This is a genomic window from Mesorhizobium sp. WSM3859 (assembly GCF_002295065.1).
In the GTDB taxonomy this organism is placed as follows: Bacteria; Pseudomonadota; Alphaproteobacteria; order Rhizobiales; family Rhizobiaceae; genus Mesorhizobium.
In genome coordinates this window covers 145,355-159,782 of sequence record NZ_NSGG01000013.1, presented here as the reverse complement: position 1 = coordinate 159,782, position 14,428 = coordinate 145,355, and the positions used below count along the sequence as shown (strand labels likewise).

General features: G+C 66.7%; 11 protein-coding genes. All 11 read left to right on the top strand.

Annotated elements, in window-relative coordinates:
* Window positions 1-3 precede the first annotated feature (3 nt).
* Genes tssC through tagF form a run of 11 tightly spaced genes read left to right on the top strand, consistent with a single transcriptional unit; the run spans window position 4 to window position 14,353 of the window.
* A complete protein-coding gene (tssC, locus tag CK230_RS24425) occupies window positions 4-1,509 on the top strand; it encodes a type VI secretion system contractile sheath large subunit (protein ID WP_095819690.1) in 1,506 nt (501 codons plus the stop codon).
* 46 nt (window positions 1,510-1,555) lie between these two features.
* The gene (locus CK230_RS24420) at window positions 1,556-2,032 is read left to right on the top strand and encodes an Hcp family type VI secretion system effector (protein ID WP_041006627.1); all 477 of its coding nucleotides are present in this window, start codon (window positions 1,556-1,558) and stop codon (window positions 2,030-2,032) included.
* On the top strand, window positions 2,019-2,771 hold the full coding sequence (gene tssE / locus CK230_RS24415; protein ID WP_095819689.1) for a type VI secretion system baseplate subunit TssE: 753 nt from the start codon (window positions 2,019-2,021) through the stop codon (window positions 2,769-2,771). The genes CK230_RS24420 and tssE overlap by 14 nt, the downstream gene beginning before the upstream one ends.
* Window position 2,772: 1 nt before the next feature.
* Entirely contained in the window at window positions 2,773-4,647 is a 1,875-nt protein-coding gene (gene tssF / locus CK230_RS24410) for a type VI secretion system baseplate subunit TssF (RefSeq protein ID WP_095819688.1), read from the top strand.
* Window positions 4,611-5,678, top strand: coding sequence for a type VI secretion system baseplate subunit TssG (gene tssG, locus CK230_RS24405; RefSeq protein ID WP_095819687.1), 1,068 nt, complete (start codon window positions 4,611-4,613; stop codon window positions 5,676-5,678). Before tssF ends, tssG begins: the two co-directional genes overlap by 37 nt.
* Entirely contained in the window at window positions 5,675-7,126 is a 1,452-nt protein-coding gene (gene tagH, locus CK230_RS24400; protein WP_095819686.1) for a type VI secretion system-associated FHA domain protein TagH, read from the top strand. The genes tssG and tagH overlap by 4 nt, the downstream gene beginning before the upstream one ends.
* 3 nt (window positions 7,127-7,129) lie before the next feature.
* Window positions 7,130-7,582, top strand: a complete 453-nt coding sequence (gene tssJ, locus CK230_RS24395) for a type VI secretion system lipoprotein TssJ (protein WP_095765815.1) — start codon at window positions 7,130-7,132, stop codon at window positions 7,580-7,582.
* Window positions 7,583-7,617: 35 nt separating this feature from the next.
* Complete coding sequence (gene tssK / locus CK230_RS24390) at window positions 7,618-8,952, top strand: type VI secretion system baseplate subunit TssK (protein WP_095819685.1); 1,335 nt, start codon at window positions 7,618-7,620, stop codon at window positions 8,950-8,952.
* Between the two features lie 4 nt (window positions 8,953-8,956).
* Window positions 8,957-10,285 carry a type VI secretion system protein TssL, long form gene (gene tssL, locus CK230_RS24385; protein ID WP_095819684.1) on the top strand — a complete coding sequence of 443 codons (1,329 nt, stop codon included), beginning with the start codon at window positions 8,957-8,959 and terminating at the stop codon, window positions 10,283-10,285.
* A 1-nt stretch (window position 10,286) separates the two neighbouring features.
* A complete protein-coding gene (gene tssM / locus CK230_RS24380; RefSeq protein ID WP_095819683.1) occupies window positions 10,287-13,829 on the top strand; it encodes a type VI secretion system membrane subunit TssM in 3,543 nt (1,180 codons plus the stop codon).
* Window positions 13,811-14,353 (top strand): type VI secretion system-associated protein TagF, encoded by a 543-nt coding sequence (gene tagF / locus CK230_RS24375; RefSeq protein ID WP_176480197.1) that lies wholly within the window; start codon window positions 13,811-13,813, stop codon window positions 14,351-14,353. Before tssM ends, tagF begins: the two co-directional genes overlap by 19 nt.
* Window positions 14,354-14,428: the final 75 nt, after the last annotated feature.

The following is a 14,428-nucleotide window of genomic DNA, read 5'->3' as shown; positions in this document are numbered from 1 at the left end:
GTCATGGCCGAACAGCAAAAGACCGCAGCCGCCACCGCCGAGGCGGAAGCCATTGATCTCGGCGAATTCAGCGGACTCCTTGAAAAGGATTTCAAGGTCAAGAAGGACGACAGCGAGAAGCTGCAGCAGCTGGTGCGCAATCTGGCTTTGGCCGCGCAATCGCGCTCCGAGACCACGACCATCTCGTCCAACGCGATCAAGTCGATCAAGTCGCTGATCGCCGGCATCGACAAGATGCTGACCACGCAGGTCAACGAGATCCTGCACGCGCCCGAGGTGCGCGAGATGGAAGGCACGTGGCGCGGCCTCTGGTACCTGATCAACAACACCGAGACGGATACCAAGCTGAAGATCCGGGTGATGAATATCTCCAAGGAGCAGCTGGCCGACACGCTGGAAGACTATGAAGGCCAGATGTGGGACCAGAGCCCGATCTTCAAGAAGGTCTATACGGACGAGTACTCGATGCTGGGCGGCGAGCCGATCGGCTGCATCATCGGCGCCTACGAGTTCTCCAACCATCCTCGCGACGTCGGCCTGCTGCGCAACATTTCCGGCGTCTGCGCCTCGGCGCATACGCCGTTCATCGCGGCCGCCTCGCCGCGGCTGTTCCGCATGGACAGCTGGCAGGAACTGCCGAACCCGCAGGACCTGCAGATGATCGTGAACAACCCGGCCTATGCCTCCTGGCAGTCGCTGCGCGAGAGCGAGGACGCCCGCTATATCGGGCTCACCATGCCGCGCGTGCTGGCGCGCCTGCCCTATGGCTCGGAGACCGTTCCGGTGAAGGGTTTCACCTTCGAGGAAGAGGTGGGCGGCGACCACAACAAATATGTCTGGATGAACGCCGCCTTCCCGATGGGGGTGAACATCAACCGCAGCCACAAGCTCTATGGCTGGGGCACGCAGATCCGCGGCGTCGAGAATGGCGGCACGGTTATCAACCTGCCGGTGCACGCCTTCCCTACCGATGACGGCTCGATCGCGATGAAATGCCCGACCGAGGTCGCCATCGACGACCGGCGCGAGGCGGAGCTGGCCAAGCTCGGCCTGATGCCGATCCTGCACCGCAAGAACACCGACCTTGCGGCCTTCATCGGCGCGCATTCGCTGCAGGACGACGAGACGCGCGCCGGGCGTCTGGTCGACCCCGACGCGCAGTCGAACGAGCGGCTGTCCGCCAACCTGCCCTACCTGTTCCCGGTCTCGCGCTTCGCGCATTACCTCAAGGCGATCGCGCGCGACAAGATCGGCTCGTTCAAGGAACGCACCGACATGGAGATCTGGTTGACCGAATGGATCAACCGGTACGTGCTGGCCAACCCTGCCTTTGCCGACGACAAGGCGCGCGCCAAGCGCCCGCTCGCCGCGGCCGAGGTCCAGGTCGACAGCGTCGAAGGCCGGCCCGGCTACTACAATGCCCGTTTCTACCTGCGTCCGCACTACCAGCTGGAAGGCATCAACGCCTCGCTCCGGCTGGTGTCGGAACTGCCGTCGGTGAAGGGCTGAACACGTTAAGCAAAGTCATCTTGTTTCGTAGCGGTGGAGAAAGACAATGCCAGACAGAACCGATGCGCCCTCGACGAAAATCGACGGCTTCCTGAAAGTCCCGGACATCAAGGGCCCGAGCAAGCGCGACGGCCATGAAGACGAAATCGAGATCCACGGCGTCGATTACAAGATGATCGCGCCCTACGACCCGAATTCGCTGTCGCGGCGCGGCCGCGTATCGATGGGCATGATCAAATTCATCAAGCACTACGACAAGTCGTCGCCCTACCTGAAGAAGGCGCTGTTCGAGAACAAGGCGCTCGACGAGGTGGTGTTTTCGGCACGCCGCACCATCGACGGCGAGACAAGCGACTACCTGGTCGTCACGCTGACCGACGCCTCGATCATGGAATACGACATGCGGCAGGCGCACGACGAGCCAGACCTGATCGAGGAAGAGGTCAGCTTCGCCTACAAGAAGATCAAGTTCGTCTACGACAAGGACGACGAAATCGAAATGGACGTCTATGTCGGCAAGTGAGGCCAAGCGGCCCGGCGCGAAGGCGCAGCTCGCCGGCAGCTCCCGGGCAAAGCGCGAGGCGGTTCAGCCCTCCCTCTGGGACCGCCTTGTCAACGATTTGCCCGGGCTGACGTCGGAGATCGATGGGCTGCGTCGCCTGCTGGATGAAGAACTCGGCGCCGAGCGCGTCGAGGCTCTTCTTGCCGGCAGCGCCCGGGCCATCGATGCCGATCCGGAGCTTACGGCCGAGCAGAAACGGCGACTGCACAGGCTGATCTTCCAGACCGAGCATCGCGCCGAGATCGAAAGCCGCGGCGTGGTGGTGTCGGCGCGCGTGCTGCGCGAAGCCGTCCGCCGCGACATCGAGGCGCTGTTCAACACCGAGCGTTTCGAGTCCGTGCCGATGCTGTCCGATGCCGAGCACGAACAGCCCTTGGACGAACTGCCGCCGCTCGCCGATTTTCCGGAAGTGCGCCGCAGCGTCGTCAACTACGGCGTGCCGTCCTTTTCGGGCCGCTCGTCGCGGGATTTCGACCGCGATACGCTGGCGCGCGAGATCCGCGCGGTGCTCGCCACCTTCGAGCCGCGTCTCAAGGAGAGCGCGACGACCGTGAACGTCACGCTCGGCGACAAGAGCGTCGGCCTAAAGATCGAGATCGACGCGGTCCTGATCATGACGCCGACGCCGGAACGCATGCGGCTGCGCACCACGATCAATCTCGACAACGGCCTGGCGCGAACCGAATTCCGGGAGACCTGAGATGGATCGGGTCTTCGTGGAGTATTACGAAGAGGAACTGACCCATATCCGGGCGCTGGCCGCGGAATTCGCCGACATGCATCCGGCGGTCGCCCGCAATCTTTCCCTCGACACGGTCCCTTGCCCGGACCCCTATGTCGAAAGGCTGCTCGACGGCGTTGCCTTCCTTGCCGCACGCACGCGGTTGAAGGTCGACGCCGAACGCTCGCGCTTCTCGCGCGCCGTGCTCGACGTGCTCTATCCGGACCTGGTGACGCCGGCGCCGGCGACGGCGATGGCCGTGCTGAAACCTGGACAGCAGGTGCAGTCGATGATCGCCGGCCATGCCGTCGCGCGCGGCACGCGGCTGGTCTCGGGCCTGCATCCCGGGCTCTCGACGCGCTCGACCTTCACCACCGCGCAAGAGGTCACGCTGTGGCCGATCGCGATCAATTCGGTCGGCTATTTCCAGGACCGCAGCGCGCTGGCCGCCGCCGGCATCGCGCCGGTCGGCGGCGTGCGCGGCGAGGCGGCGTTCCGCATCGCGCTGGCGCGGACCGGAAAGGGCAAGCTCAGCGAATTGTCGCTCGACCGCCTCGACCTCTATTTCCCCGGACGCGCCAAGGCGCCGCTCATCTTCGACGCGATCTTCGGCGCCTGCTCGGCCGTCGGCGCGCGGGCGGAAGGCAAGACAAATCCGCTCACCGCCCTGCCCGAGCCCGAAATGATCGGCATCCACGACGATGAAGCGCTGATGCCGCGCACCCGCCCGACTTTCGAGGGATACCGGCTGCTGCGCGAATATTTCATGATCCCCGAGCGCTTCCACTATGTGCGGGTCGCCGGCCTGCAGCCGGTGGTCCGCAAGTGCGGCGGGGCAATGGAGGTCATCTTCCTGTTCCGGCGGCCGGTGCCGGAGCTCGCCGATGTGACGGCGGCCGATTTCGAGCTGTTCGCGACGCCGATCATCAATCTCTTCGAACGCGAATGCAACGTCGTCGAGATCGATCCGCGCCGGACGCGCCAGGTGCTGCACGCCGACCGTACCAGGGCGCGCGACTTCGAGATCTTCCGCGTCACCCGGGTGGAAGACGCCGACGCCGAAGGCAGCGAAGCGATCATTCCCGAATTGTTCAGCCTGGGGCAGAACCGCGGCAGCGGCTGGGTCTATTCGACCGAGCGGCGGCCGCGCCGGGCGACGGAGGACGAGCGGCGCGAAGGCCTGACCCGCACCTCCTATACCGGCGACGATGTCTTTATCGCGGTCTCGCGCCCGGCGGGGAGCCCGGCGAACCGGCCGCTCAAGCGGCTCGACGTGATGGCGCTTTGCACCAACCGCGACCTGCCGATCCTGGACGACACGCCGACGCTGACGCTGGAGACCGCCGATCCGGTGGAATCAGTGCGGCTGCTAGGCGCGCTCCGGCCACCGCAGCCGGCGATCCCGGCAGCGCTGCCGGCCGGCGCCGAAGGCGAATCCCGCGCCGACAATCTCGCCTGGCGGCTGGTGGCGCAGCTCTCGCTCAATTTCCTCAGCCTCGCCAAGGAAGGCCGCGGCGTCGACCCGCTGCACGCGCTGCTCGACCTTTACGCCGACCGCGGCGATCCGAGCCTTGCCCGCAACGTGCATTCGATCACCCGCATCGACTCGCGCCCGGTGATCGAGCGGCTGCAGATCGACGGGCCGATGTGTTTCGGCCGCGGCACCGAGGTGACGCTGCATGTCGACCAGTCGGTGCTGGCGGGTCAGAGCACACTGCTGCTTTCGGCCCTGCTGGCGCGGCTGTTCGCCCGCCATGCGGGGATAAATGGTTTCGTGCGGACGCGGACGCGGTTGCTGCAGAAGCAGGAGGATGTGCCATGGCCGATGACGCCCGGCAATCGCTACCTGATCTAGCGCAACCGGCCCCAACCGAAGCGGAGCCGCTGTCGGAGGGGTATGATTTCTTCGAACTGCTGCGCCGGCTGGAGCAGCGGCGCGGCCTCTTCGGCCATTCCGGAACCGCCGAGCGGGAACCGGCAAGGCTCGGCCAGCATGTGCGCCTGAGCTTCTCGGCCAGGGACGTGGTCAAATTCCAGGCTGCGGGCGACAAGGCTCCGGCGCGGGTGACCGTCGCCAATCTCGGCCTGCTCGGGCCGGAAGGGCCGATGCCGCTGCATCTGACGCGCTGGGTGCTCGACCGGCTGTCGCAGCGCTGGTTCACCGGCGTCGACGCCGAGCAGACCAGCGACACGACCTTCGTCGACTTCGTCAACATCCTGCAACACCGCATGATCGCGCTCTACTACCGCGCCTGGGCCGACGCGCATCCGGCGGTGCAGGTCGAACGTTCGGTCGGCGGGCGTGTGCGCGCCATGCTGGAAGCCATCGCCGGCATCGGCCTGCCCGGAACGCAGGATCCCGAGCTCGACACGGTGCGGCTGCGCCAGGCCGGATCGCTGGCCAACCAGGTTGACGGCGCCGAGCGGCTGACGCTGTTCCTCGCCACCGCCTTCAAGGTGCCGGTTGAGATCAAGGAATTCGTCGCCGCCTGGATCACCATTCCGAAGGCGCTGCAGAGCCAGGTCGGCAAGGCCTACGCGGCGCTGGGCGGCGGCGCAACGATCGGTCCGCGCGTCTTCAGCCGGCAGAGCCGGATCGAATTGCGCGTCGGACCGCTCAGCCTCGACGACTTCAAGTCCTTCCTGCCCGGGGAGCGGCGCCTCGCCCTGTTCAAGAAGGCTGTGCGCGACATGATCGGCGAAGCGCTCGATGTCGATCTCAGGATCGTGCTGGCGCGTGGCGCCGTGCCGGCGCCGCGCATGGGAACCATCCAGCTCGGCCGAACCTCCTGGCTCTCACGTCCAGCCGAAAAGGGCGACGCCGACGATCTCAGGCTGCGCACCATCGTCGGCTGGCGCCCGGACATGGCGGAGGCAGCCGCATGAGCCTGCTTCTGACCCTGGAACAAGGCCCGCGCTCACAGGCGGTCAGGCAGACCCGGCTGGACGAGGGCGAGTTGGTGATCGGCCGCAGCGCCGACGCCGGCTGGCAGATCGACGATCCGGACATGTTCGTCTCACGCGCCCACTGTAAGATCAGCGGGGGTCGCGACGGCTACTTCGTCACCGACACGTCGAGCAGTGGATTGTTCATCGACGATTCCGACAGCCCACTCGGCACCGGCAGGTCGACCCGCCTGCAAAGCGGCATGCGGCTGCGCTTGGGCGACTACGTGCTCCATGTCGAGGTCCAGCCAAGCGCCGGCCGCACGTCGGTCGGCCAGGCGCCGATCGCCAATCATGCGGCGCCGGCATGGTCATCGCCACAATCGCGAACGCCGCCCAGCATCGGCGGCGACGACTTCTTCTCGGCCAAGGTCGAGGAGGAGCCCCAGCGGCCCCGCCCGGCCGGGCTGCCCGATCCATTCGAGCAGCCTGTGCCCGGAGCTTACGATCGCGCCTCGAACCAGCGCAGCTCGCCGGCCTTCGACGATCCGTTCAGCCTCGATCCGGTGGCGACGCCGGCCTCGAACCACGAGCCCGCCACCGGCCGAGCGGACCCGTTTGGCTTTGGCGACATGCCAGAGCGCAACGACATGCCCGAGCCCTCGCCTAAAGCCGCCGGCTTTGACGATTTCAGCTTCGGGCCGGCCGCGACGCCCGCTTCCGGCAACAGCGGCGCGCCAGTTGGTCGGGACGAGCGGCCGGCCGAAAAGCCGAAGGCGGCACGTCCGTGGGAGATACCGGCGCAGGCTTCCGAACCACCGCAACCTCGCCCTGCTTCCGCGCCGCGGCCAGCGCGTCCAATCCAGCCCGCGCCGAGCGACATGGCGCTGCGCGCCGCATTCTTGCGCGGCATGGGCGTCGAGGAGGCCGATTTTCCCGGGCGCGACGCGATCGCCGAAATGGAGAAGTTCGGCCGTGAGTACCGGCTGATGCTCGACGGCCTGATGCAGCTGTTGCGCAAGCGAGCAGAAGAAAAGGGAAGCGCGCGCGTAGCACAGACGGTCGTCGGATCTTCGGAAGTCAACCCGCTCAAGTTCCTGCCGACGGTCGAGGATGTCATCGTCACCATCATCGCGGAGCGCAGCCCGGGCTTCCTCTCCGGCGAGGCGGCGATCGGCGACGCGGTCAAGGACCTTGCGCAGCATCATGTGCGCGCCTGGCGCGGCGTTCAGGCAGCGCTGCGGCGCATGATCGACCGTTTCGATCCGGCCGCGATCGAGGAAGAGCTCAAGTCCAATTCCGCGATCGGCAATCTGCTCGCCGGCGGGCGCAACGCCAAGCTGTGGGAGCTCTATCAGAAACGCCATCGCGACATCGCCCAGAGCGCGGAATCGAGTTTCCTGGGCGAGATCGGCGCAGACTTCAGGGATGCATATGAAGAGGAGTGAAGCATGATCGACAGACGCGAATTCATCGTTGCCATCGGCGCCACGGGGCTGCTTGCGGCTTGCCAGAGCGGCCCGCCGAAACCATCGGTCATCTCGGTCAACGTGACCGGCGGCGCCGGCATGAATCCGGGACCGGGCGGCGGCGACCGGCCGGTGACGGTGTTGGTGATGCGGCTTGCCAGCACCGGCAAATTCAACTCGGCCGACTATTTCGCGCTGCAGGGCGATGCCGGCTCGGCGCTCGGCGCCGACCTCATCGGCTCGGACGCGATCTCTGTGGCGCCCGGCAAGACCGCGGCCAAGACCATCACGGTCGAGCCGAACGCCACCGCGCTCGGCTTCGTCGCGCTGATCCGGGAACCCGGCGGACGCAACTGGCGCACGACCAAGTCGGTATCGCCGGGGTCGAAATTCACCATCAATGTCAGCCTCGGCAAAGGCGGCATATCCGCCTAGCGAAGCGTCAACAGGGCAGTGCAGAGAGTGGCAGCATGAGCGACGCAAACAGGGTGCTGTGGTCCGAGGGACTCTTCTTGAGGACCCAGCATTTCCAGCAGCAGGACCGGTTTTTCGAGGGGATGGTGCGCGGCGCCCTGCAGGCGGGCCAGTTCCATACGTTCGGCTTCCAGCAGCTGACGCTCGACCAGTCGCTGCTCGATGCCGGCCAGGTGTCGATCGTATCCGCCCGGGGCATCTTCCCGGACGGCACACCCTTCTCCATTCCGGAACTGATGGACGCGCCCAAGCCGTTGCCGGTCACGGCCGACACTGGCGCCGGGCCGGTGCTGGTGGCGCTGCCGCTGGAGCCGCCCGGCGGCGTCGGATTCGATCCGGCGTATGCCGCATCGACCGGCGCGCGCTACCACGGCAAGATCGTCCCGGTGCGCGACGCCGTGCAGGGCGGCGCCGATCCGGAAGAGATCGAGATCGCCCGGCCGCAAGCGGTGCTGCTGGCGCCCGGCAAGTCGGTCGGCGGCTACACCGCCTTGCCGATCGCCGATATCACGGGCTTGCGCGCCGATGGCGGCGTCTCGCTTGACCAGTCCTTCCTGCCGCCGACGCTGATCACCGGCGCCGTCCATTGGTACCGGCAATTGTTGCAGGAGGTCGTCACCGGCCTCGACCAGATCGCCGAGGCGCATGGCAAGATGGTGATGGGCGGGGCCGGCCGCAGCGTCGAGGACCTTTTGATGCTGCACCTCGCCAACGCCGCGCGGCCGCGGCTGGCGCATATGCTGGCGCAGGACGTCTTCCATCCGGCCGAGCTCTATCTCGAGCTTGCCGGTCTCGCCGGCGAGATGGCCACCTACGGCTCGAGCTCGCGGCGGCTCGGTGAATTGCCGGCCTATGACCACATGGCGCCGGGCCCCGCCTATATGGCGCTGGCGGACGCCTTGCGCTCGCTCATCCTCAGCCTGCGCTACATCGAGCCGAAATCGCGCGCGCTGCCGGTCATGCGGCACGCCACCAATGTCTGGAAGGTGCGCATCGACAACCCGAAGCTGCTGGTCGCCAGCCGCATCGTCATCCGCGTCGGCTCCGAGCTTTCGGAAGACGCGCTACGCAAGATCTTCGTCAACCAGGCGACGGTTGGCTCGGCCGATCAGTTCGAGGGCCTGTGGAAGTCACGTCTTCCCGGCATTCCGCTGAAGCCGCTGCATTCGCAGCCGCGCGAGATTCCCTATGACGGCGACCGGCTGTGCCTGGAGCTGGACCAGAAGAGCGAGCATTGGGCCTCACTGCTCGACGCCCCCGGCTTCGTCATCGGCGTTTCCGGCGTGCTGCCGAGTGAGCCGCAGGTCGACTGCTATTCGGTGAACAGGTGAGGCCATGAGCCGGGATGATCCTTTCGGACTGTCGGAGGATCGCGAGCGCACACGCATCCGACTGACCGGTGCTGCGCCCCGCCCGATGGCGCCGCTGGCGCCGGGCGCGCCGGTCAAGCGGGCGCGCGCCCATCCCAACACGCTGATCAACATCTTCGCGCCGCTGCTCGAATTCGCGCCGGAGCTCGAGAGCGCGCTGGCACCGGAGAACCCGGAAGTGATGCGCACGCGCCTGCTCGACGAGCTGGTGCGGGCCCGCGACGCTGCTGTTGCCGCAGGCTCATCGCTGGAGCGCGCGGACCAGGCCGCGTGGGCCGTGGCGGCGCTGCTCGACGACCTTGCGCTCAACACGCCGTGGGGCGGCGCCAGCGCCTGGCCGCGTCAGCCGCTGGTGGTCATGCTGCGCGGCGACGTCGATGCCGGCACCCAGTTTTTCACGCGCCTCGACGAGCTGGAGCGGCATCCCAACCGCGACCGCGAGATGCTGGAGCTGCAATATTACTGCCTGGCGCTCGGCTTCCGCGGCAAATACCGGGTGCCCGGCCGCGCCGGCGACCGTTCGCTCAATGCGGTGCGCGTGGCGGCGGCGCGCTTCCTGCGCAACGCGGACGCCGAGGATTCGCCGCTGTCGCCGAACTGGAAAGGCGTGATCGCGTCCGATGAGCCGCAGCGCTTCATCGTGCCGATCTGGGTGATGGCGCTTGCCGCGATCGTCGTGGCCGCGGCTGCCTATGTCGGCCTGTCGATGGGCTTGAGCAGCCAGGCGGTCGAGCTTTCCGCGCTGGTGCGCACGTTGCCGCCGGCCTCGCGCGGCGATGTCACCCGCGCCGCGCCCAAGCAGGATGCCCCCGAACCGGAAGCGCCGCAGCCGGTCGATTTCGCGCTGCTGCCCGAGTTCAAGGCCGAGGCGCCGGACGAGCTGAAGGGCGCGCTCAGCGGCACCGAGAGCGTCTCGCTGGCGAAGCTTGTCATCCAGTCCTCCAATCCCGAGCTGTTCCAGTCGTCGCGGCCGACGCTGACCGAGGGTTACGAGCCGCTGATCGCGTCCATCGCCAAGGTGATCCTCGACAACAAGGAGCTGATCGGAAAGGTCACCGTCGTCGGCCATACCGACAATGTGCGCCTGCAGAAATCCAACCCGCTTGCCAGCAACCAGCGTCTGTCGGAAGCGCGCGCCGAGACCATAGCCAAGCTTCTGGTGCAGGCGGGCGTGCCGCAGGAAAGCATCTCGTCAGAGGGCCGCGCCGAAACCGATCCGGTGGCCGACAATTCGACGCGCGAGGGCCGCGCGCTCAACCGGCGCGTCGAGGTTCTGGTCGAGAAGAGGCTCTGAGATGTTCATCCTGCGCTTCCTCTGGGCCGTCATCACCTCGCGTTTTCTGTGGACGCTGATCGGCATCGCCCTGCTTTCGCTGCTGATCTGGGTGTTCGGGCCGATCGTGCAGGTCGGCCCTTACGCGCCGTTCGAGTCCGACAATGTGCGCATCGCCATCATCGCCGGGTTGATCATCCTGTGGCTGATCTGGCTGATCATCGCGCAACGCCGCGCGATCCGCGCCAACCGCATGTTCGTCGCCGAGATCGCGGCGCCTGTTCAGGAGAAGCAACTCACGCCTGGAGAGGAGAGCGTCGCGGCCGTCGGCGCCAAGTTCGGCGAGGTGATGACCGAGCTAAAGCGGCGCAAGCTCGGCGGCCGGAAATTCCTGCGCGAGATGCCCTGGTATGTGATCGTCGGCCCGCCGGCAACCGGCAAGACCACGGCGCTGCGCCAATCCGGCCTCAATTTCCCGATCGACCTCACCGACGACCTGCAGGGCGTCGGTGGCACGCGCAACTGCGACTGGTTCTTTTCCGAGAACGCGGTGCTGATCGACACGGCAGGCCGCTACGTTCAGCAGGAAAGCCAGCCGGATGTCGACGCGGCGGAGTGGCTGGGCTTTCTCGACCTGTTGAAGAAACACCGGGGCCGGCGTGCGCTCAACGGCGTCATCGTCGCGTTGTCGATCGACGTGCTGTCGGAAGGCGACGAGGCGATCAAGGCGCATGGCCGGAAAATCCGCCGCCGGCTGGCGGAGCTGAACGACCGGCTCGAGATCCGCCTGCCTGTCTACCTGATGCTGACCAAGGCCGACCTGATCAAAGGCTTCGAAGCCTTCTTCGGCGGCCTGTCGACGACCGCGCGCGAGCAGGTGTGGGGCACCACCTTCCCGCTCGATGCCCGTGTCAACGCCGGCACGATCCAGACGGAACTTGCCAGGCTCGCCGCCGAACTGGAGCGGCGGCTGGTGCCGCGGCTGGAAGACGAGGACAAGCTCGGCCAGCGTGCCGAGATCTTTCGTTTTCCGGCGCAGCTTGCCAGCCTATCAGAGCCGATCCAGGTGCTGGTCGAGGCGATGTTCGGCGAGAGCCGCTACGAGGAGGCCGCCTGGCTGCGCGGCCTCTATCTGACCTCGGCGACGCAGGAAGGCGCGCCGATCGACCGGCTGACCGCGGCGCTGTCGTCATCCTTCGGACTGCCGCCGCGCCGCGCCATGCCGGCGTCGCGTGTCGAGAAGCGCAGCTTCTTCCTGCGCAATCTGCTCACCGAAGTGATCTTCAAGGAGGCCGGCCTCGGCACATTCGATCCGCTGGCGCAGCGCCGCCGCGCCTGGATCTGGCGCGGCGCGGCCGCGGCCTGCGCGCTCGCGGCTCTGCTGGCCGGCGGGCTGTTCACCTGGTCCTATCTCGACAACCGCAATGCGATCACCGAGCAGGCCGGCCAGTTCGAGGCGCTGCAGCAGCCGCTGACCGACGTCGCCGCCATGCCGGCCGCGGTCGAGCAGCCGACCATGGACGGCGCGCTGGCGGCGATGGATGCTGTGGCGGCGGCCCGCACCGCGCCGCCGGATGCCGTCCACAATTTGCTCGGCCCGACCGCTTCGGCCGAGCTCATGCGCGCGCAGACCGACACCTATGACCACGCTCTGCGCAATGTGCTGGAGCCGCATATGGTCGCGCTGCTGGAGGCCACGATGTGGCGGCAGATCCGCGATCCGGATTTCATGCTCGGCGCGCTGAAGACCTACCGCATGATGACCGGCCTGTCGCAGATGGACACCGATTTCGTGCAGAATTGGTGGGTGAACAGCCTGCCGCAATTCGCGCCCGCGCCGCCCTTCCCGACCGCGGATGCCGAAGAGCACCAGCTTGCCGCGATCCGCCGCATGGCGGTCGATGACAGTTATATCGCCCCGGACAAGGAACTGCTCGCCGAGGCGCTGAAGACGGTGTGCACGATCTCGCTGCCGGAGCGCGCCTACAAGCAGCTTCTGGCCGACCCGGAAGTGGCGGCGGTCAAGGAATGGGTGCCGGCCAATTTCGCCGGACCGAACGGCGCCAAGGTGTTCGCGCGCCGGTCCGACAAGACGCTGCGCGTCGGCGTTCCAGGCCCCTACACCTATGCCGGATTCCATGACGCGATCCTCGACCGGGTCGAGGATGTGGCCGGCCAGGCTGCGCTCGACCGCGCCGTGTTTGCCGGCGGCTGTTCGGAGAATTCGGAGACGTCGGTGTCGGCGCTGTCCGAGGACATCCTGAAGCTCTATTACGACGACTATATCGCGCAGTGGGATTCCTTCCTGCGCGACATGCGGCTCGCGCCGCTGACGGACCTCAACGTCGCCAGCGAGAACCTCAAGGATCTGTCCAGCGCCGACTCCGCGCTGAAGCGGCTGCTGACCGCCGTGGTGCAGGAGACGGATCTCACCCGCTCCGACGAGGCGCCGGCCGACGACAAGAGCGGCGCCGCCGCCAAGACGGGCTCGAAGCTGCTCAGCAAGCTCGGAAAATTGGGCAAGGTGGTGAAGACGGGAGCGAAATTGTTGCCGCGCGCCGGCTCCGCCAACCAGGTGGATATGACCGGCAGCCTGGTCGCCGACCATTTCAAGCCGCTCAAGGGCACGATCGCCCAAGTCGACGGCCAGCCGCCGGCCCTCGACGCCGCCGTCGTGGCGCTGACGGCGCTGTCCAACGTGCTGCAGACCGTCACCGCCAATCCCGACCCGCAGGATGCCATCAAGAAGCAGGGTGGCCTTGCCGAACTGACGGGCGCGGTTGCGAGGCAGGCGCAGATCCTGCCTTCGCCGATCAACGACTGGCTGGGTGGCATTGCCGGCGACACCAGCGGCCTGTCGCAGAAGGCCGTCACCAACGAACTCAACGCCATCTGGCGGGCCGACATCCTGCCCTTCTGCCAGGCCGCGCTCAACAACCGCTATCCGTTCAGTCCGGAAAGCGCCGTCGACGTCAATGTCCGCGACTTCCAGCGTCTGTTCGGGCCGACCGGCCTGATCGACGCTTTCACCAACGATCATCTGATCAACTATGTCGACACCGCCAGCGAGCCGTGGAAATGGCGCGCCGATTTCGGTCTCGATCCAGCGGCGCTGGCGGCCTTCGAGCAGGCGCGCCACATCCGCGACGACCTGTTCCCCGGCGGCACCGGACCGGTGATGAATTTTACGCTGGAGCCAAAGGACCTGTCTCCCAACGTGGCGCGGGTGACGCTCAATGTCGATGGCCAGAACCTGGTCTATTACAACAACGCGACCAGGCCGCAGCCGATGACATGGCCCGGCAAGGACGGCACCGGCGTGATCTCGCTCGCCTTCCAGCCGGTCGACGGCTCGCCCGAAGTGATGCTCAACGAAACCGGCAGCTGGGCGTGGCTCAGAATGCTGCGCGGCGGCCGCTTCAACGCGACCAAGCTCACCGACGTCTACAGCCTGCGGCTCGGCACCAAGGGCATGTGGGCCGATTTCGAGCTCAAGGCGGCCAGCGTCGAGAACCCCTACACGCTCGAGATGTTCAAGAAATTCACATGTCCACCGCAGATCTGATCCTGCCCGGCTTCTACGGCAAGATGCCCGCCGCCGGCGATTTCGTGACGCGGCGGCTGCCGGGCGATTTCGTGCGCGTGTGGGACCGCTGGCTGGCGCAACACATCGTGCCGCTGTTCGGGGTGGAAACCTGGCCGCAGAACACGGCGCTGCGTTTCATCAGCGGCCCCGCTTCCTTCGGCGCGGCGGCTGGCATCGTGCTGCAAAGCGCCGACAGGGTCGGCCGGCGGTTCCCGCTGAGCGTCGTCGCAAGGCTGTCGGAAGCGCCGCTCAAGCTGGCTTATGCTGACGCTTGGTTCGAAGGGATCGAGAATGCGGCGCTGGCCGCGCAACGCCGAGAGCTGACGCCCGACGAACTCGACGCGGTGCTTGCGGCCCTGCCCATTCCGCCCGTCGAGGATGAGGGCGATGTCATCGACGACCTCGTCATGTGGACGGCGCATACGGATATTTACGATGTCGATCAGCAAGCGCCGCAGCCGACGCTCGAACAGATCTTCGCCGCGAGTTGGGAGACCAGCTGATGCAGATCTGGAACCAGATGGCATATCCGCACCAGTTCACTGTGGTCGCGGACAAGGCCAGCCATGACTAAGTTG

Excerpts from the sequence above, each read along its gene's own strand:
- tssF (WP_095819688.1), top strand. The coding sequence starts at position 2,773 with ATGGATCGGGTCTTCGTGGAGTATTACGAAGAGGAACTGACCCATATC.
- CK230_RS24420 (WP_041006627.1), top strand. The coding sequence starts at position 1,556 with ATGCCAGACAGAACCGATGCGCCCTCGACGAAAATCGACGGCTTCCTG.
- tagF (WP_176480197.1), top strand. The coding sequence starts at position 13,811 with ATGTCCACCGCAGATCTGATCCTGCCCGGCTTCTACGGCAAGATGCCC.
- tssG (WP_095819687.1), top strand. The coding sequence starts at position 4,611 with ATGGCCGATGACGCCCGGCAATCGCTACCTGATCTAGCGCAACCGGCC.
- tssL (WP_095819684.1), top strand. The coding sequence starts at position 8,957 with ATGAGCCGGGATGATCCTTTCGGACTGTCGGAGGATCGCGAGCGCACA.
- tssE (WP_095819689.1), top strand. The coding sequence starts at position 2,019 with ATGTCGGCAAGTGAGGCCAAGCGGCCCGGCGCGAAGGCGCAGCTCGCC.
- tssM (WP_095819683.1), top strand. The coding sequence starts at position 10,287 with ATGTTCATCCTGCGCTTCCTCTGGGCCGTCATCACCTCGCGTTTTCTG.
- tagH (WP_095819686.1), top strand. The coding sequence starts at position 5,675 with ATGAGCCTGCTTCTGACCCTGGAACAAGGCCCGCGCTCACAGGCGGTC.
- tssK (WP_095819685.1), top strand. The coding sequence starts at position 7,618 with ATGAGCGACGCAAACAGGGTGCTGTGGTCCGAGGGACTCTTCTTGAGG.
- tssC (WP_095819690.1), top strand. The coding sequence starts at position 4 with ATGGCCGAACAGCAAAAGACCGCAGCCGCCACCGCCGAGGCGGAAGCC.
- tssJ (WP_095765815.1), top strand. The coding sequence starts at position 7,130 with ATGATCGACAGACGCGAATTCATCGTTGCCATCGGCGCCACGGGGCTG.